19 protein-coding genes are annotated in these 15,973 nt (G+C 53.5%); 17 read left to right on the top strand and 2 right to left on the bottom strand.

The genetic code is table 11. The annotated features are described in order from the left end of the window. The first annotated feature begins 157 nt into the window (after positions 1–157). From tauA to tauD, 4 genes are read left to right on the top strand one after another with little or no spacing between them, the layout of a single operon-like run. The gene (tauA, locus tag FBY13_RS16135; protein ID WP_096011077.1) at positions 158–1,135 is read left to right on the top strand and encodes a taurine ABC transporter substrate-binding protein; all 978 of its coding nucleotides are present in this window, start codon (positions 158–160) and stop codon (positions 1,133–1,135) included. A gap of 10 nt (positions 1,136–1,145) precedes the next feature. Further along, the gene (gene tauB, locus FBY13_RS16130; protein WP_109717791.1) at positions 1,146–1,913 is read left to right on the top strand and encodes a taurine ABC transporter ATP-binding subunit; all 768 of its coding nucleotides are present in this window, start codon (positions 1,146–1,148) and stop codon (positions 1,911–1,913) included. Continuing rightward, complete coding sequence (gene tauC / locus FBY13_RS16125) at positions 1,910–2,740, top strand: taurine ABC transporter permease TauC (protein ID WP_145394603.1); 831 nt, start codon at positions 1,910–1,912, stop codon at positions 2,738–2,740. Before tauB ends, tauC begins: the two co-directional genes overlap by 4 nt. Then, positions 2,737–3,576, top strand: coding sequence for a taurine dioxygenase (gene tauD / locus FBY13_RS16120; RefSeq protein ID WP_063877481.1), 840 nt, complete (start codon positions 2,737–2,739; stop codon positions 3,574–3,576). Before tauC ends, tauD begins: the two co-directional genes overlap by 4 nt. Before the next feature lie 75 nt (positions 3,577–3,651). Here the strand turns inward: tauD and FBY13_RS16115 are convergent, their stop codons facing one another. Further along, positions 3,652–5,556, bottom strand: a complete 1,905-nt coding sequence (locus FBY13_RS16115) for an ABC transporter ATP-binding protein (RefSeq protein WP_145394602.1) — start codon at positions 5,554–5,556, stop codon at positions 3,652–3,654. Positions 5,557–5,667: 111 nt separating this feature from the next. Here FBY13_RS16115 and kefG point away from each other — a divergent pair, with 111 nt between their 5' ends. From kefG to slyD, 4 genes are all read left to right on the top strand, one after another. After that, entirely contained in the window at positions 5,668–6,219 is a 552-nt protein-coding gene (kefG, locus tag FBY13_RS16110) for a glutathione-regulated potassium-efflux system ancillary protein KefG (protein WP_145394601.1), read from the top strand. Beyond that, the gene (kefB, locus tag FBY13_RS16105; RefSeq protein ID WP_063877478.1) at positions 6,220–8,025 is read left to right on the top strand and encodes a glutathione-regulated potassium-efflux system protein KefB; all 1,806 of its coding nucleotides are present in this window, start codon (positions 6,220–6,222) and stop codon (positions 8,023–8,025) included. Between the two features lie 23 nt (positions 8,026–8,048). Further along, positions 8,049–8,243: a YheV family putative zinc ribbon protein gene (locus FBY13_RS16100; RefSeq protein WP_063877477.1), complete on the top strand. Its 195-nt coding sequence runs from the start codon at positions 8,049–8,051 to the stop codon at positions 8,241–8,243. 196 nt (positions 8,244–8,439) lie between these two features. Continuing rightward, positions 8,440–8,994: a peptidylprolyl isomerase gene (slyD, locus tag FBY13_RS16095; protein ID WP_145394600.1), complete on the top strand. Its 555-nt coding sequence runs from the start codon at positions 8,440–8,442 to the stop codon at positions 8,992–8,994. Between the two features lie 91 nt (positions 8,995–9,085). Here slyD and FBY13_RS16090 read toward each other — a convergent pair whose 3' ends face one another. After that, a complete protein-coding gene (locus tag FBY13_RS16090) occupies positions 9,086–9,304 on the bottom strand; it encodes a protein SlyX (RefSeq protein ID WP_013027478.1) in 219 nt (72 codons plus the stop codon). A 269-nt stretch (positions 9,305–9,573) separates the two neighbouring features. Here FBY13_RS16090 and fkpA point away from each other — a divergent pair, with 269 nt between their 5' ends. The 9 genes from fkpA to FBY13_RS16045 all read left to right on the top strand — a co-directional run. Next, positions 9,574–10,410: an FKBP-type peptidyl-prolyl cis-trans isomerase gene (fkpA, locus tag FBY13_RS16085; protein ID WP_024471368.1), complete on the top strand. Its 837-nt coding sequence runs from the start codon at positions 9,574–9,576 to the stop codon at positions 10,408–10,410. A 162-nt stretch (positions 10,411–10,572) separates the two neighbouring features. After that, entirely contained in the window at positions 10,573–11,295 is a 723-nt protein-coding gene (locus FBY13_RS16080) for a transcriptional regulator (protein WP_063877475.1), read from the top strand. After that, positions 11,295–11,681 carry a sulfurtransferase complex subunit TusD gene (gene tusD / locus FBY13_RS16075; RefSeq protein WP_096011084.1) on the top strand — a complete coding sequence of 129 codons (387 nt, stop codon included), beginning with the start codon at positions 11,295–11,297 and terminating at the stop codon, positions 11,679–11,681. The genes FBY13_RS16080 and tusD overlap by 1 nt, the downstream gene beginning before the upstream one ends. Further along, the gene (tusC, locus tag FBY13_RS16070; protein WP_145394599.1) at positions 11,681–12,040 is read left to right on the top strand and encodes a sulfurtransferase complex subunit TusC; all 360 of its coding nucleotides are present in this window, start codon (positions 11,681–11,683) and stop codon (positions 12,038–12,040) included. The genes tusD and tusC overlap by 1 nt, the downstream gene beginning before the upstream one ends. Positions 12,041–12,049: 9 nt before the next feature. Then, entirely contained in the window at positions 12,050–12,337 is a 288-nt protein-coding gene (gene tusB / locus FBY13_RS16065; RefSeq protein ID WP_063877472.1) for a sulfurtransferase complex subunit TusB, read from the top strand. A gap of 128 nt (positions 12,338–12,465) precedes the next feature. Continuing rightward, the gene (gene rpsL / locus FBY13_RS16060; protein ID WP_006120575.1) at positions 12,466–12,840 is read left to right on the top strand and encodes a 30S ribosomal protein S12; all 375 of its coding nucleotides are present in this window, start codon (positions 12,466–12,468) and stop codon (positions 12,838–12,840) included. Positions 12,841–12,936: 96 nt separating this feature from the next. Next, the gene (gene rpsG, locus FBY13_RS16055) at positions 12,937–13,407 is read left to right on the top strand and encodes a 30S ribosomal protein S7 (RefSeq protein ID WP_063877471.1); all 471 of its coding nucleotides are present in this window, start codon (positions 12,937–12,939) and stop codon (positions 13,405–13,407) included. 93 nt (positions 13,408–13,500) lie between these two features. After that, the gene (fusA, locus tag FBY13_RS16050; RefSeq protein WP_063877470.1) at positions 13,501–15,615 is read left to right on the top strand and encodes an elongation factor G; all 2,115 of its coding nucleotides are present in this window, start codon (positions 13,501–13,503) and stop codon (positions 15,613–15,615) included. Between the two features lie 68 nt (positions 15,616–15,683). Further along, positions 15,684–15,973, top strand: a 290-nt coding sequence (locus FBY13_RS16045) for a GTP-binding protein (RefSeq protein WP_255474498.1), incomplete at its 3' end; no start/stop codon positions are given.

Genomic DNA, 15,973 nt, shown 5'->3' with positions numbered 1-15,973 from the left:
TATGGCTTTTTGTCTGAATTTTAATTTGCATATAACGGCAATCTATTGCAGATGATGATCTAAGAATTTCTTTCTATTAGGGATAACTTTTAATTCCTTTGTGAAATTAATCCCGCCAGCAACACTGCCCACATCATAAAAGTGATGGGAAAAAATCATGTTGAAAGGGCGATTAACGATTCTGGCTTCTGTGCTGTCACTGCTGGCCTTTCAGGCCTGCGCGGTCAACGTGACGGTGGCTTATCAAACCTCGGCGGAACCGGCCAAAGTGGCGCAGGCAGATAACACCTTTGCCAAAGAGAGCGGTGCGACGGTTGCGTGGCGCAAATTCGACAGCGGCGCGGGCGTACTGCGGGCACTGGCCTCGGGTGATGTCCAGATCGGCAATATTGGGTCCAGTCCGTTAGCCGTGGCGGCGACGCAACAGCTGCCTGTCGAAGCTTTTTTACTGGCCTCACAGTTAGGGAATTCAGAGGCGCTGGTGGTCAAAAAAAACCTCGCCAGTCCTCAGGACCTGATAGGTAAACGCATCGCCGTCCCGTTCATTTCCACCACGCACTACAGCTTGCTCTCCGCCTTAAAACACTGGGGCATCAAGCCTTCCCAGGTTCAACTGGTGAATCTACAGCCGCCCGCCATTGTGGCAGCCTGGCAACGCGGCGACATTGACGGTGCGTACGTTTGGGCGCCCGCAGTGAATGCGCTGGAAAATGACGGCCACGTCTTAACGGACTCTTCACAGGTTGGCCGCTGGGGATCGCCCACGCTGGATGTCTGGGTCGTGCGCAAAGACTTCGCTCAGCAACATCCTGATATCGTTACCGCCTTTGCCCGCAGCGCCCTTGAGGCGCAGAAAGCCTATCTCGACAATCCCGAGCAGTGGCTTAAACAGCCCGACAATCTGCGCAAACTCGCGCGTTTAAGCGGCGTGCCAGAACAGCAGGTTCCGGCGCTGGTTAAGGGCAATACCTACCTCACCGCCGCGCAACAGGTTACGCAGTTGGAACAGCCTGTTAATCAAGCCATTGTGGATACGGCGCAGTTTTTGAAAGCGCAGGGCAAAGTGCCGCAGGCGGGCAATGATTACAGCAGTTATGTGACCAGCCGTTTTGTTGCGCCCCTGGTTAAACCCTGAGGAGAACAGCATGTTACGTATCGCTCACCTGAACGCGAGTTATGCCGGTCAGCCTGTGTTACAGGACATCACGCTGCAGCTTGATAAAAAAGCGCTGATGGTGGTTCTGGGGCCGTCAGGCTGTGGCAAAACCACCTTACTTAACCTGATTGCCGGGTTTTTACCGGTCGAATCCGGCGCGATTTCCCTGGACGAAAAGCCTGTTCTCGGGCCGGGCGCAGAGCGTGGCGTGGTGTTTCAAAGTGAAGGCCTGCTGCCGTGGCGTAACGTACTGGATAATGTGGCTTTCGGTTTACAGCTCGCCGGCATGGCGCGCCAGCCGCGTGAGGTGATTGCGCGGCGCTTTATCAAAAGCGTTGGGCTGGAAGGCGCGGAAAAACGGCAGATCTGGCAGCTATCCGGTGGTCAGCGTCAGCGCGTTGGTATCGCCCGGGCGCTGGCGGCCGATCCACAGTTATTGCTGCTGGATGAGCCTTTCGGCGCGCTTGACGCGTTCACCCGCGAGCAAATGCAAACGCTGCTATTAACGCTGTGGCGTAACAGCGGTAAGCAGATTCTGCTTATCACCCATGACATTGAAGAAGCCATCTTTTTGGCCAGCGAGCTGGTGCTGCTCTCTCCGTCGCCGGGCCGGGTACAGGAAAAACTGACGCTTAATTTCGGTCAGCGTTTTGTGGAGGGCGAACCCTGCCGCAGCATCAAATCCGATCCTGATTTTATTGCTCAGCGGGAATATGTACTGAGTCGGGTATTTGAACAGCGGGAGGCATTTGTATGAGTGCGCTGGTCAATGATGAGCCGACAACCGTGCGCCAGCGTCGCCTGCGCTGGCCTTTTTCCACCCCGTTTACGTTGAGCGCGCTAAGCCTGCTCCTGCTGCTGTTCATCTGGTGGAGTGTGACCGCGCTGGGGCTGATTGCACCACTGTTTTTACCTTCGCCACAGCAGGTGGTGCGAAAGCTGCTGTTGGTTGCCGGTCCACAAGGCTTTATGGACGCCACGCTGTGGCAGCATTTGTCCGCCAGCCTGACACGTATGCTGATCGCCTTAACTGCGGCAGCGGCGATCGGCATCCCGGTGGGGATTGCCATGGGCATCAGCCCGGTGGTGCGTGCGCTGATCGACCCGTTGATTGAGCTATACCGGCCCGTGCCGCCGCTGGCGTATTTGCCCCTGATGGTCATCTGGTTCGGTATTGGTGAGACATCGAAAATATTGTTGATTTTTCTGGCGATATTCGCCCCGGTGGTGCTGTCGACGGTCGCTGGCGTGCGCAATGCGCAGCAGGTGCGTCTGCGCGCGGCGGCATCGCTGGGAGCGAACCGCTGGCAGCAGCTACGTTGGGTCATTTTACCCGGCGCCTTGCCAGAGATACTGACGGGATTACGAATTGGCCTTGGTGTGGGATGGTCAACGCTGGTGGCCGCCGAGCTTATCGCGGCCACCCGGGGTTTAGGTTTTATGGTGCAGTCGGCGGGTGAGTTTCTGGCGACAGATGTGGTGCTGGCGGGGATCGCGGTCATTGCCGTGGTTGCGTTTAGTTTAGAGCTGAGTCTGCGTGCGCTGCAGCGCCGCCTGACGCCCTGGAATGGAGAGCAAAAATGAACGAAAAGTTAGAGATTAAGCCACTCGGGCCTTTTATTGGTGCCCAGGTTGGCAACCTTGATGTATCCCGTCCGCTCAGTGATGCGCAGTTTGAACAGCTCTATCATGCGCTGCTGCGCCACCAGGTCCTGTTCCTGCGTGAGCAGGTTATTACGCCCGAACAGCATCGTGCGCTGGCGATTCGCTTTGGCGATCTTCATATCCACCCGGTTTATCCGCATGCGGAAGGCGTTGAAGAGATCATTGTTCTGGATACGCATCAGGATAATCCGCCAGATAATGATAACTGGCACACCGATGTGACCTTTATTCAAACGCCGCCAGCCGTGGCGTTGCTTGCGTCCAAAGTGCTGCCGGAGTGTGGCGGTGACACGCTGTGGACCAGCGGCATCGCGGCGTATGAGGCGCTGTCTGCGCCTTTTAAAACCTTACTGGCTGAACTGCAGGCTGAACATGACTTTACAAAATCCTTTCCCGAATACAAGCACCGCAACACGCCAGAGGAGCATCAGCGCTGGCAACAGGCCGTCGCGAAAAACCCACCGGTGTACCATCCGGTGATCCGTACGCATCCCGTCAGCGGCAAAAAAGCCCTGTTTGTGAATGAGGGATTTACTACCCGAATCATGGATATCCGTCAGAAAGAGAGCGAGGCGCTATTGGGCTTCTTGTTTGCCCACGTGACGAAACCGGAGTTTCAGGTGCGCTGGCGCTGGCAGCCAAACGATTTGGCCATATGGGACAACCGGGTTACACAGCACTATGCGAATGCGGACTATTATCCAACACGGCGGGTGATGCAACGGGCAACGGTGCTGGGCGATAAACCCTATTAAACCGTACCGGACGCTGAGCCGGTACGGCGGTGTAAATTCAGATGAGATGAAGACGTCCCCGCGCAGCCGCCTGGATCAGGCGGTGAGCATCGTTTCCAGTTGCTCCTGCGCCTCCAGCCAGGCCATCTCCACCTCTTCCAGCGCCGATTTACTCTCGGCCTGCTTCTGTAGCGCGGCAGTGAGATCGGCCTTACGCTGTTGTTCGTAGATGGCGCTGTCCGAGAGGAGTGCTTCGGCGTCGGCGAGCTGGCTTTGCCATTTCGCCATCTGCTTTTCTAATTTCTCTATCTCTTTGCGCAGCGGCTGGGTTTGCGTCCGTAGCTCCGCCTCACGGCGCTTCTGATCCTTACGGGCCTGGGCGCTGTTGCCATTGTCCTGCTTAGGTGCCGCGTCCTGCTGCGTCTGCTGTTTTTGCAGATCGCTCAGCCACTGCTGATAATCTTCCAGATCGCCGGGGAATACATCGACGCTGCCATCGTGAACCAGATAGAGATCGTCCGTTGTGGCGCGTAACAGATGGCGATCGTGCGAGACCACCACTAACGCCCCTTCGAAATCGATGAGCGCCTCGGTTAATGCCTGACGCATATCCAGATCCAGATGGTTGGTGGGTTCATCCAGCAACAGCAGGTTAGGGCGCTGCCAGACGATGAGCGCCAGCACCAGGCGTGCCTTTTCTCCACCGGAGAACCGTTCGGTGATCTCCGTGACTTTATCGCCCTGAAAGCCAAAGCCGCCAAGGTAATCACGTAGCTGCTGCTCTAACACTTTCGGTGCGATACGGGAAAGGTGCTGTAAAGGCGATTCGTCGGCACGCAGGAATTCGAGCTGATGCTGGGCGAAGTAACCCAGCTTAATGCCTTTTGCCAGGCCAATCTCGCCCGCCTTCGCGCTAAGCTCGCCAGCCAACAGCTTGATCAGCGTGGATTTACCGGCACCGTTGCGGCCCAGCAAGCCAATACGTGAGCCGGGCACCAGGTTAAGCTTAATGGCATCAAGAATAATGCGATCGCCATAGCCTGCGGTCACTTTTTCCATTTTCAGCAGCGGATTAGGCAGACTTTCCGGTGCGCGGAAGCTGAAACTAAAGGGATTATCGACGTGCGCAGGCGCAATCAGCTCCATGCGCTCCAGCATCTTAATGCGGCTTTGGGCCTGCTTCGCTTTGGTCGCCTGAGCGCGGAAGCGATCAATATATTTTTGCAGGTGAGCCACTTTTTCCTGCTGGCTATGATATAACGCCTGCTGCTGTGCCAGCTTGGCTACGCGCTGGCGTTCGAAGGAGCTGTAGTTGCCGGTGTACTCGATCATCGTTTGCTGCTCGATGTGGATAATTTTATCCACCACAGGATCATGGAAGTCGCGATCGTGCGAGATTAGAATCAGCGTGCCTTCATAGCTTTTCAGCCAGCGCTCCAGCCAGATAACCGCATCCAGATCGAGGTGGTTAGTCGGTTCATCCAGCAACAGCAGGTCTGAACGACACAGCAACGCCTGCGCCAGGTTAAGTCGCATGCGCCAGCCGCCAGAAAAATCACTCACCGGACGCTGAAGCTGTTCCTGACTAAATCCCAGCCCGTGCAACAAGCTTGAGGCACGTGACTGAATCGTCCATGCCTGAATGGTGTCGAGCTTAGCGTGCAACAGGGCGATGGCATTTCCGTCATTGCTGATGTTCGCCTCTGCCAGTTCCGCTTCAAGCTGGCGGTACTCGCGATCGCCATCGATGACATAGTCAAGGGCGGCCTGGCTCAGGGCAGGGGTTTCCTGATTAACCCAGGCGAGTGACCAGTTGCCGGGAAAGGTGAAGGAGCCAGCATCGCTGCTGATCTCGCCTTTCAGCAACGACAGCAGCGTGGATTTTCCACAGCCGTTTTTACCCACCAGCCCGACTTTTTGGCCGGGATTGATGGTAGCGGTCGCGTTATCGAGCAGGACGCGAATACCGCGGCGAATTTGTAGGGCAGAGAAGACAATCATAAGCGCCGTATCGTCAGAATATGTTAATTTACCTGCAACATAATTGGGTTCTTGTTGCGTTGTGCATGGTAGCGGAAATCTGCACCAATGACGACGCTTTGGAGGGAAAGGATGTCGCAGCCACCTAAGATTTTGCTGCTATTTGCTCATCCTGAAGCACAGGATTCGAAAGCAAATCGCATTTTGCTGGAGGCGGCTGAGAAAACAGAACATGTCACCGTTCACGATCTCTATGCTGCCTACCCGGATTTTTTTATCGATGTCTACCACGAGCAGCAGCTGCTGCGTGAGCATGATGTGATTATTTTTCAACATCCGCTCTATACCTATAGCTGTCCGGCGCTGTTAAAAGAGTGGCTGGATCGCGTACTGTCGCGGGGGTTTGCCAACGGCGTAGATGGTAATGCGCTGGAAGGAAAATACTGGCGCAGCATTGTGACCACAGGAGAGCCAGAAACGGCGTTCCAGAAGCACGGGCTTAACCGTTATTCCATGAATGACATTTTGCGCCCCTTTGAGCTGACGGCGCAGATGTGCCGTATGCACTGGATGCCGCCGATGATTATCTACTGGGCCCGCCGCCAGCCCCCCGATTTACTGAAAAATTATGCCCGCGCATACAGCGACTGGCTGGCAGCACCGCTGCCGAATGGAGGGTTATAAATGGAAGGACAAACGCTGCTGACCGCGGGAGTGATCTATCTGGTCGCGGCGGTACTGATCGTACCGGTAGCGGCGCGCCTCGGTATTGGCGCAGTTTTGGGATATTTGCTGGCCGGTATTGCTATCGGACCCTGGGGACTGGGTTTTATTAGCGACGTTGACGAGATCCTGCACTTTTCCGAGCTGGGCGTCGTGTTCCTGATGTTCATCATCGGGCTGGAACTTAATCCGGCAAAGCTGTGGGCGCTGCGCCGGTCCATTTTTGGTATTGGCGCGGCGCAGGTCATTTTTTCAGCGGCGATTCTGGGCACGCTGCTGTGGCTGACGAAGTTTGACTGGCGAGCCGCGGTCATTGGCGGTATTGGCCTGGCAATGTCATCCACGGCAATGGCGCTCCAGCTGATGCGCGATAAAGGCATGAATCGCAGCGAATCCGGGCAGTTAGGTTTTTCGGTGCTGCTGTTTCAGGACCTGGCGGTGATACCGGCTCTGGCGTTGATTCCACTGTTGGCAGGAAATGACAGCGGCAGCATCGACTGGATGAAAGTGGGCATGAAGGTGCTGGCCTTTGCCGGCATGTTAATTGGGGGCCGCTATTTGCTGCGCCCCATTTTTCGCTATATCGCGGCCTCGGGCGTACGCGAGGTGTTTACCGCGGCTTCATTGTTGTTGGTGCTGGGTTCGGCGCTGTTTATGGATGCGCTGGGCTTATCCATGGCGTTAGGGACGTTTATCGCCGGTATCCTGTTGGCGGAAAGTGAATACCGGCACGAGCTGGAAGTGGCGATCGAGCCGTTTAAAGGTTTACTGCTGGGGCTGTTTTTTATTTCGGTAGGCATGGCGCTGAATCTTGGCGTGCTCTATACCCATATTATCGCGATCTTGCTGGGCGTACTGGTGCTGGTGGCGGTGAAGATCCTGGTCTTGTATGTGCTGGGACGGATTTATGGTTTGCGCAGCTCGGAGCGCCAGCAGTTTGCCGGTGTACTGAGCCAGGGCGGAGAGTTTGCCTTTGTGCTGTTTTCTGCGGCCTCATCGGCCAAACTGTTTTCGGGCGATCAACTGCCGCTCCTGCTGGTTACCGTAACCCTGTCCATGATGACCACGCCACTTCTGATGCAGGTCATCGATCGGCTGTTAGCGCGTCGTTTTAATGAAATTGACGAAGATGCCGAAAAGCCGTTCGTCGAGGACGATCAGCCCCAGGTCATCGTGGTGGGCTTTGGTCGTTTTGGTCAGGTCGTTGGTCGTTTACTGATGGCGAACAATAAACGTATCACGGTACTGGAGCGGGATATCAGCGCAGTGAGCCTGATGCGAAAATATGGCTACAAGGTTTATTATGGTGATGCCACCGAGCTGGAGCTGCTACGTGCAGCGGGTGCGGCCAGCGCGCAATCCATCGTAATTACCTGTAGCAATCCTGAAGATGCCATGACGATTGTGCATCTCTGCCAGCAGCATTTTCCGCATCTGCATATCATGGCGCGGGCTCGCGGCCGCGTAGAAGCCCATGAACTGCTGCAGGCAGGCGTCACGCAGTTCTCGCGTGAAACCTTCTCCAGTGCGCTGGAGCTGGGCCGCAAGACATTGATGTCGCTGGGGATGCATCCGCATCAGGCGCACCGTGCGCAGCAGCACTTCCGTCGGCTGGATATGCGTATGTTGCGGGAACTAGTGCCCGCCCAATCTGACAAGGCACAGATTTCTCGGGTACGTGAAGCTCGGCGTGAACTTGAAGATATTTTTCAGCGCGAAATGCAGCACGAAAGGCGTCAGATCCATGACTGGGACGACGATGAGTAATCAGAAGAGGCAGGTAGAGCATCATGCGTAAACGTTTTATTGCCGGTGCGGTTTGTCCGCACTGCCAGGAAAAAGACACGCTGGCTATGTGGCGCGAAAACAATGTCGATGTCGTTGAGTGTGTGAAGTGCGGCCATCAAATGCGCGAAGCGGATAAACAGGCGCGCGATCAGGTTCGTGGCAATGAGCAAGTGATAGGAATTTTCCATCCAGAGTAGCGAAATGGCCCAGCTTTTTTTAAGCTTAACCACACAGCGGGATTGAATTCCGTTACAATTGACGCCATTAACGCTGTGGTCGCAAGAGAAAAAGACAGCCTCTTGTACTCAGCCCCGAACCTTTCTGGTTGGTGTTATTGCACGCAAGAATAGACCAATGAGACGGGATCTTAGTTCTCAACGGTTAGGAGATATCATGAAAGTAGCAAAAGACCTGGTGGTAAGCCTGGCCTATCAGGTACGTACAGAAGACGGTGTGTTGGTTGACGAGTCACCGGTGAGTGCACCGTTAGACTATCTGCACGGTCATGGTTCCCTGATTTCTGGTCTGGAAAACGCGCTGGAAAACCACGTAGCGGGCGATAAGTTTGACGTGCATATCCCGGCAAACGACGCTTACGGTCAGTACGATGACAACCTGGTACAGCGCGTACCTAAAGACGTCTTTATGGGCGTTGACGAATTACAGGTTGGCATGCGTTTTCTGGCGGAAACCGACCAGGGTCCAGTGCCGGTTGAAATCACCGAAGTTGAAGACGAGCATGTTGTGGTTGACGGTAACCACATGCTGGCGGGTCAGAACCTGAATTTCAATGTTGAGGTGGTTGCGATTCGTGAAGCCACACCGGAAGAGCTGGCTCATGGCCACGTTCACGGTGCTGATGGCCATCACCACGATCACGACCATGACCACGACCATGACCACGGTCAGGGTGGTTGCGGTACTGGCGGTTGTGGTTGCAGCCACTAAGTTCGACTCTGCATTTCAAGGCCACCTCCGGGTGGCCTTACTTTTTTGCGTCTTTCGGATCGCGCCAGATGTCCGGGGACCCAGGCCTGTATCAGTAATGCGGCGGTGGGGTTTCTTCTGACGGATCGGCAATCATCGATGGCGCGCTGGCTTTAAACTTCTCAAGCAACAGACGCATATGTTCGCGCATCTTACTCATTTCAAGTTCATGCTGGACCACGGTATTGTTCAGTTGATCGATAGTCATCTCCTGAAAAGCCAGTTTGCTTTCAAGCGTTTCAATACGTTGTTCCCACTCTGACTGTTGCATGACCTGTTCTCCTGTTAAGGTGCTACTCAGCGCATAATTCTAAAGGCTGACGTTGCAGAATTGCCCTATTTTTTATGTTTTATTTAGCGTTTAGCTTGAAAAAGGCCCAGATGGCATCATCTCTGGTGAAACTTCCTGACGCAAAAAAGGTCGGAAGTAGACCAGATAATTACGCTGTGGGAGTGTTCGCCACTGCCACGTAAAGTTATAGTGTGGGCCCGCAGTCCGCAATGATTCCCGAGGTGTCAGGCTTCGGTTTTGGAGAAAGGATGAAATCACTGTTCAAAGTCACATTGTTAGCTACCACCATGGCCGTCGCGCTGAATGCTCCGCTGGCAATGGCTGCAGAAACTGCAGCGGCACCGGCAGCAGCCGATGCGCCTCAGACTGCTCCTCAGGCTCCAAAAAATGCAGCCTTCAAAAATGAAGATCAGCAATCTGCGTATGCTTTGGGTGCGTCACTGGGCCGTTATATGGACAACTCTCTGAAAGAACAAGAGAAGCTGGGCATCAAACTGGACAAACAGCAGCTGATTGCCGGTGTTCAGGATGCGTTTGGTGGCAAGAGCAAACTGTCTGACGAAGAGATCGAGCAAACACTGCAGGCGTTTGAAGTGCGTGTGAAAGGCGCGGCTTCAGCCAAGATGGAAAAAGATGCGAAAGAAAATGCCGAGAAAGGTGAAGCTTACAGCGCTAAGTTTGCCAAAGAGAGCGGCGTGAAGAAAACCGACAGCGGTCTGCTGTACAAAGTAGAGAAAGAAGGCACCGGTGATGCGCCGAAAGACAGCGATACCGTGGTCGTAAACTACAAAGGTACGCTGATCGACGGTACGGAGTTCGATAACTCTTACACCCGCGGTGAGCCACTGTCATTCCGTCTTGATGGCGTGATCCCAGGCTGGACCGAAGGCCTGAAGCACGTTAAGAAAGGCGGTAAGATCAAACTGGTTATCCCACCGAATCTTGCCTATGGTAAGAACGGCGTTCCGGGTATTCCAGCGAACTCTACCCTGGTCTTTGATGTTGAACTGCTTGATATCAAACCTGCACCAAAAGCAGATGAAAAAACGCAGGCACCTGCTGCTGACGCGAAGAAATCCCAGTAATCTGTCTGCCGCCACCTTCGGGTGGCGGTTTCTGCGCGTTATGACAAACCTCTGGCATAAGCCCGCGACATTTGCCAGACTATCGCCTGCATAATTATCCCAATATTGAGTCTGCCCGTAAGCCGCTGTGACAGGCTCCAGCCATGTAGGGTGATGTCTTCAATGTCTAATCCATTCAATCCCGGTGAACTGAGCGACTTCGATCTTCTGGAGCAGCATCCGTTCGAGCAAACTGATTACGATATTTTAAAGTCGTATGAGGCTGTCGTAGATGGCCTTGCCATGCTGATCGGCTCGCATTGTGAAATCGTCCTGCACTCACTGGAGGATTTGAACTGTTCGGCTGTGCGTATTGCTAACGGTGAGCACACTGGTCGTAAAGTCGGATCGCCCATTACGGACTTAGCGTTGCGCATGCTGCATGATATGCAGGGCGCAGACAGCAATGTTTCCCGCGCTTACTTTACCCGTGCGAAAAGCGGTGTGTTGATGAAGTCAGTGACAATCGCGATTCGCAATCGTCAGCAGCGGGTTATTGGGTTGTTGTGTATCAACATGAACCTTGATGTGCCGTTTTCACAGATTATGTCGACATTTCTGCCGCCTGAAATGCAGCAGGTTGACTCCAACGTTAACTTTGCCAGTTCGGTAGACGACCTGGTCATGCAAACGCTGGAATTTACTATTGAAGAAGTGAGCGCCGATCGCAATGTGTCGAATAATGCCAAGAACCGTCAGATCGTATTAAACCTGTATGAGAAAGGTATTTTCGACATCAAAGATGCCATCAACCAGGTTGCAGACCGCTTAAATATTTCCAAGCACACCGTGTATCTCTACATCCGTCAGTTTAAAAACGGTGATTTCCAGGGGCAGGATCGCTAATGCGTTACGCGCTGTTGGTCACGGGCCCCGCCTATGGCACGCAACAGGCGACCAGCGCTCTGCTGTTTGCCAACGCGTTGCTGGCAGCCGGCCATCAACTGGACAGTGTGTTTTTTTACCGGGAAGGCGTGCTGAATGCGAATCAGCTGACGGCACCGGCCAGTGATGAGTTTGATCTGGTCCGGGCGTGGCAGTCACTGAGCCAGGCACAGGGCGTCGCGCTGAATATCTGTGTCGCAGCAGCATTACGGCGCGGCGTGACCGATCAACAGGAAGCGTCAAGGCTGGCATTGCCCGGCGCTAATCTGCAACCCGGCTTCACGCTGGCCGGCTTAGGTGCGCTGGCTGAAGCGGCACTGCGGTGCGAACGCATGGTGCAGTTCTGATGAATCGTGTTGCGTTTGTCTTTACCCATGCGCCGCATGGCACCAGTGCAGGTCGTGAAGGGCTGGATGCTGCGTTGGCGACCGGTGCATTAAGCGATGACATCGGCCTGTTTTTTATTGGTGACGGTGTACTCCAGCTCAACAGCGGGCAACAGCCAGAAAATATTCACAGTCGTCATTATGCCGCGACCTTTGGTGTGCTGGCGCTGTATGATATCGAGCAATGTTACCTGTGTCGGGACGCGTTGCGGGTTCGCGGTTTAGCGGAAAGTGCTCCGCGTATTTTGGATGCTGAGATTTTAGATGCGCCGTTACTGCGTCAAAAACTGGCTGGCTTTGACCGAATCCTGACTTTTTAAGAGCGAGTCATGCTGCATACTTTATTTCATTCGCCGGCTTACAGCGACATTGATACGCTGTCCTTACTGTTGAGCCCGGACGACGACCTGTTATTATTGCAGGACGGCGTACTGGCAGCGATCCAGGGCAGTAGGGCGCTGGAAAAACTGAGCGCCTGCGGTGTAAAACTCTGGGCGCTGCAAGACGATCTGAGCGCACGCGGGCTGAGTGAGCAAATTTCTCCCATTGTGCAGCCAGTAGACTATACTTTTTTCGTTGCGTTAACGGTAAAACATCGACAACAAATGGCCTGGTAATTCGCTGACCCCCTGGTTATTTCTTGACACCCTTTTGACACAGCCCTAAAATTCTGCCTCCTCGTAATTCTACGAGGTGATTTATTACGTGTTTACGAAGCAAAAAGCTAAATCCCAGGAGCTATTTAATGGCAACAGTTAACCAGCTGGTTCGCAAACCACGCGTCCGCAAAGTTGCAAAGAGCAACGTGCCGGCGCTGGAAGCTTGCCCGCAGAAACGTGGTGTTTGTACTCGTGTGTACACTACCACTCCTAAAAAACCAAACTCAGCACTGCGTAAAGTTTGCCGTGTGCGTTTGACTAACGGTTTTGAAGTTACCTCCTACATCGGCGGTGAAGGTCATAACCTGCAGGAACACTCCGTGATCCTGATCCGTGGCGGTCGTGTTAAAGACTTGCCAGGTGTGCGTTACCACACCGTCCGTGGCGCGCTGGACTGCTCAGGTGTTAAAGACCGTAAGCAGTCACGCTCCAAGTACGGCGTGAAGAAGCCAAAGGCTTAATGGTTCTCCGTTAAGTAAGGCCAAACGTTTTAACTTAAATGTCAAACTAAACTCGTAGAGTTTTGGACAATCCTGAATTAACAACGGAGTATTTCCATGCCACGTCGTCGCGTCATTGGTCAGCGTAAAATTCTGCCGGATCCTAAGTTCGGATCAGAGCTGCTGGCTAAATTTGTAAACATCCTGATGGTAGATGGTAAAAAGTCTACTGCCGAAACTATCGTCTACACCGCGCTTGAGACCCTGGCTCAACGCGCTGGTAAAGATGGCCTGGAAGCGTTCGAGGTTGCTCTCGAGAACGTGCGTCCGACTGTCGAAGTTAAGTCACGTCGCGTTGGTGGGTCTACCTACCAGGTTCCAGTTGAAGTCCGTCCGGTTCGTCGTAATGCCCTGGCAATGCGTTGGATCGTAGAAGCTGCTCGTAAACGCGGTGATAAATCTATGGCTCTCCGCCTGGCGAACGAACTTTCTGATGCTGCAGAAAACAAAGGTACTGCAGTTAAGAAACGTGAAGACGTTCACCGCATGGCAGAAGCCAACAAGGCGTTCGCACACTACCGCTGGTAACAGCTTCGTAGTTGTTATTAACCCAGCGGGCGTCCCAGTGACTCACCTGCTGGGCTTTTTTAACTTAGAACGTCTAAGAATCAGAGGAATCAAATGGCTCGTAAAACACCCATTGAGCGCTACCGTAACATTGGTATCAGTGCCCACATCGACGCCGGTAAGACTACAACTACCGAACGTGTTCTGTTCTACACCGGTGTAAACCACAAAATCGGTGAAGTCCATGACGGCGCAGCAACCATGGACTGGATGGAGCAGGAGCAGGAACGTGGTATTACCATCACGTCTGCTGCGACCACCTGTTTCTGGTCTGGTATGGCTAAGCAGTTTGAACCACACCACGTAAACATCATCGACACCCCGGGACACGTTGACTTCACCATCGAAGTTGAGCGTTCTATGCGTGTGCTTGATGGTGCAGTCATGGTTTACTGTGCGGTTGGTGGTGTTCAGCCACAGTCTGAAACCGTATGGCGCCAGGCGAACAAATATAAAGTTCCACGCATTGCGTTCGTTAACAAAATGGACCGCATGGGTGCTAACTTCCTGAAAGTTGTTGATCAGATGAAAGCGCGCTTGGGTGCAAACCCAGTTCCACTTCAGCTGGCCATCGGCGCAGAAGACGGCTTTACCGGTGTTGTTGACCTGGTGAAAATGAAAGCTATCAACTGGAACGATGCCGATCAGGGCGTTACCTTCGTATACGAAGATATCCCAGCTAATATGCAGGAACTGGCTGAAGAATGGCGTGCGAAGCTTGTTGAAGCTGCAGCTGAAGGTTCTGATGAGCTGATGGAGAAATTCTTCGGCGGTGAAGAACTGACAGAAGAAGAGATCAAAACATCTCTGCGCAAACGCGTTCTGAAGAACGAAATCATCCTGGTTACCTGTGGTTCTGCATTTAAGAACAAAGGTGTTCAGGCGATGCTGGATGCGGTTGTTGAATACCTGCCAGCACCGACTGACGTTACCGCGATTAACGGTATGCTGGACGACGGTAAAGACACGCCGGCTGAGCGTCACTCAGACGACAAAGAGCCGTTTGCTGCACTGGCGTTCAAAATCGCTACCGATCCGTTTGTTGGTAACCTGACCTTCTTCCGCGTTTACTCGGGTGTGGTTAACACTGGCGACACCGTGTTCAACCCGGTTAAGTCAAACCGTGAGCGTCTGGGCCGTATTGTTCAGATGCACGCCAACAAACGTGAAGAGATCAAAGAAGTTCGTGCGGGCGACATCGCAGCAGCGATCGGCTTGAAAGACGTAACCACGGGTGACACGCTGTGTGATCCAGACAACGTCATCATTCTTGAGCGCATGGAATTCCCTGAGCCGGTAATCTCTATCGCCGTTGAGCCGAAAACCAAAGCTGACCAGGAAAAAATGGGTCTGGCTCTGGGTCGTCTGGCGAAGGAAGATCCATCATTCCGCGTATGGACTGATGAAGAAACCAACCAGACCATCATCGCCGGTATGGGTGAGCTGCACCTCGACATCATCGTTGACCGTATGAAGCGTGAATTCAACGTTGAAGCAAACGTGGGTAAACCACAGGTTGCTTATCGTGAAGCGATTCGCTCTAAAGTTACCGGTATTGAAGGTAAGCACGCCAAGCAGTCTGGTGGTCGTGGTCAGTACGGTCATGTTGTTATCGACATGTACCCACTGGAGCCAGGTTCGAACCCGAAAGGTTACGAATTTGTCAACGATATCAAAGGTGGTGTAATTCCTGGCGAATTCATCCCTGCGGTTGATAAAGGTATCCAGGAGCAGCTGAAGTCAGGCCCACTGGCCGGTTATCCGGTTGTGGATCTGGGTGTTCGTCTGCACTTCGGTTCTTACCATGACGTTGACTCCTCTGAGCTGGCGTTTAAACTAGCCGCGTCTATTGCCTTTAAAGATGGCTTTAAGAAAGCGCAGCCAGTTCTGCTTGAGCCTATCATGAAGGTTGAAGTCGAGACCCCAGAAGAGAACACCGGTGACGTAATCGGTGACCTTAGCCGTCGTCGTGGTATGCTCAAAGGGCAAGAATCTAACGCTACTGGCGTTCAGATCCACGCTGAAGTCCCGCTGTCTGAAATGTTCGGATATGCAACTCAGCTGCGCTCTCTGACCAAAGGTCGTGCTTCGTACTCCATGGAGTTCCTGAAGTATGACGACGCGCCGAACAACGTTGCGCAGGCCGTTATTGAAGCTCGTAGCAAATAAGCTACGGTTTAAATTTGAACTGATGCCTTCATCCAAAGTGATGAAGGCATAACGTAAGGAATATCGCCATGGCGAAAGAGCAATTTCAACGTAACAAACTGCACGTAAACGTGGGAACCATCGGTCACGTCGACCACGGTAAAACCACCCTGACTGCAGCTATCACTACCGTTCTGGCTAAAACCAACGGTGGCCAGGCGCGTGCGTTCGACCAGATCGACAGCACCCCGGAAGAAAAAGCACGTGGTATCACCATCAACACTGCACACGTTGAGTATGAAACCCCGTCTCGCCACTATGCGCACGTTGACTGCCCAGGCCACGCCGACTATGTGAAAAACATGATCACCGGTGCTGC

This window comes from Pantoea sp. SJZ147 (genome assembly GCF_007828605.1).
Classification (GTDB): Bacteria; Pseudomonadota; Gammaproteobacteria; order Enterobacterales; family Enterobacteriaceae; genus Pantoea; species Pantoea allii.
Note: the sequence above shows the minus strand (reverse complement) of the source record. Positions and strands in the feature narration are given on the sequence as shown.

Coding starts and splice junctions, on each gene's coding strand:
- tauA (WP_096011077.1), top strand. CDS start 158: ATGTTGAAAGGGCGATTAACGATTCTGGCTTCTGTGCTGTCACTGCTG.
- tauB (WP_109717791.1), top strand. CDS start 1,146: ATGTTACGTATCGCTCACCTGAACGCGAGTTATGCCGGTCAGCCTGTG.
- tauC (WP_145394603.1), top strand. CDS start 1,910: ATGAGTGCGCTGGTCAATGATGAGCCGACAACCGTGCGCCAGCGTCGC.
- tauD (WP_063877481.1), top strand. CDS start 2,737: ATGAACGAAAAGTTAGAGATTAAGCCACTCGGGCCTTTTATTGGTGCC.
- FBY13_RS16115 (WP_145394602.1), bottom strand. CDS start 5,556: ATGATTGTCTTCTCTGCCCTACAAATTCGCCGCGGTATTCGCGTCCTG.
- kefG (WP_145394601.1), top strand. CDS start 5,668: ATGTCGCAGCCACCTAAGATTTTGCTGCTATTTGCTCATCCTGAAGCA.
- kefB (WP_063877478.1), top strand. CDS start 6,220: ATGGAAGGACAAACGCTGCTGACCGCGGGAGTGATCTATCTGGTCGCG.
- FBY13_RS16100 (WP_063877477.1), top strand. CDS start 8,049: ATGCGTAAACGTTTTATTGCCGGTGCGGTTTGTCCGCACTGCCAGGAA.
- slyD (WP_145394600.1), top strand. CDS start 8,440: ATGAAAGTAGCAAAAGACCTGGTGGTAAGCCTGGCCTATCAGGTACGT.
- FBY13_RS16090 (WP_013027478.1), bottom strand. CDS start 9,304: ATGCAACAGTCAGAGTGGGAACAACGTATTGAAACGCTTGAAAGCAAA.
- fkpA (WP_024471368.1), top strand. CDS start 9,574: ATGAAATCACTGTTCAAAGTCACATTGTTAGCTACCACCATGGCCGTC.
- FBY13_RS16080 (WP_063877475.1), top strand. CDS start 10,573: ATGTCTAATCCATTCAATCCCGGTGAACTGAGCGACTTCGATCTTCTG.
- tusD (WP_096011084.1), top strand. CDS start 11,295: ATGCGTTACGCGCTGTTGGTCACGGGCCCCGCCTATGGCACGCAACAG.
- tusC (WP_145394599.1), top strand. CDS start 11,681: ATGAATCGTGTTGCGTTTGTCTTTACCCATGCGCCGCATGGCACCAGT.
- tusB (WP_063877472.1), top strand. CDS start 12,050: ATGCTGCATACTTTATTTCATTCGCCGGCTTACAGCGACATTGATACG.
- rpsL (WP_006120575.1), top strand. CDS start 12,466: ATGGCAACAGTTAACCAGCTGGTTCGCAAACCACGCGTCCGCAAAGTT.
- rpsG (WP_063877471.1), top strand. CDS start 12,937: ATGCCACGTCGTCGCGTCATTGGTCAGCGTAAAATTCTGCCGGATCCT.
- fusA (WP_063877470.1), top strand. CDS start 13,501: ATGGCTCGTAAAACACCCATTGAGCGCTACCGTAACATTGGTATCAGT.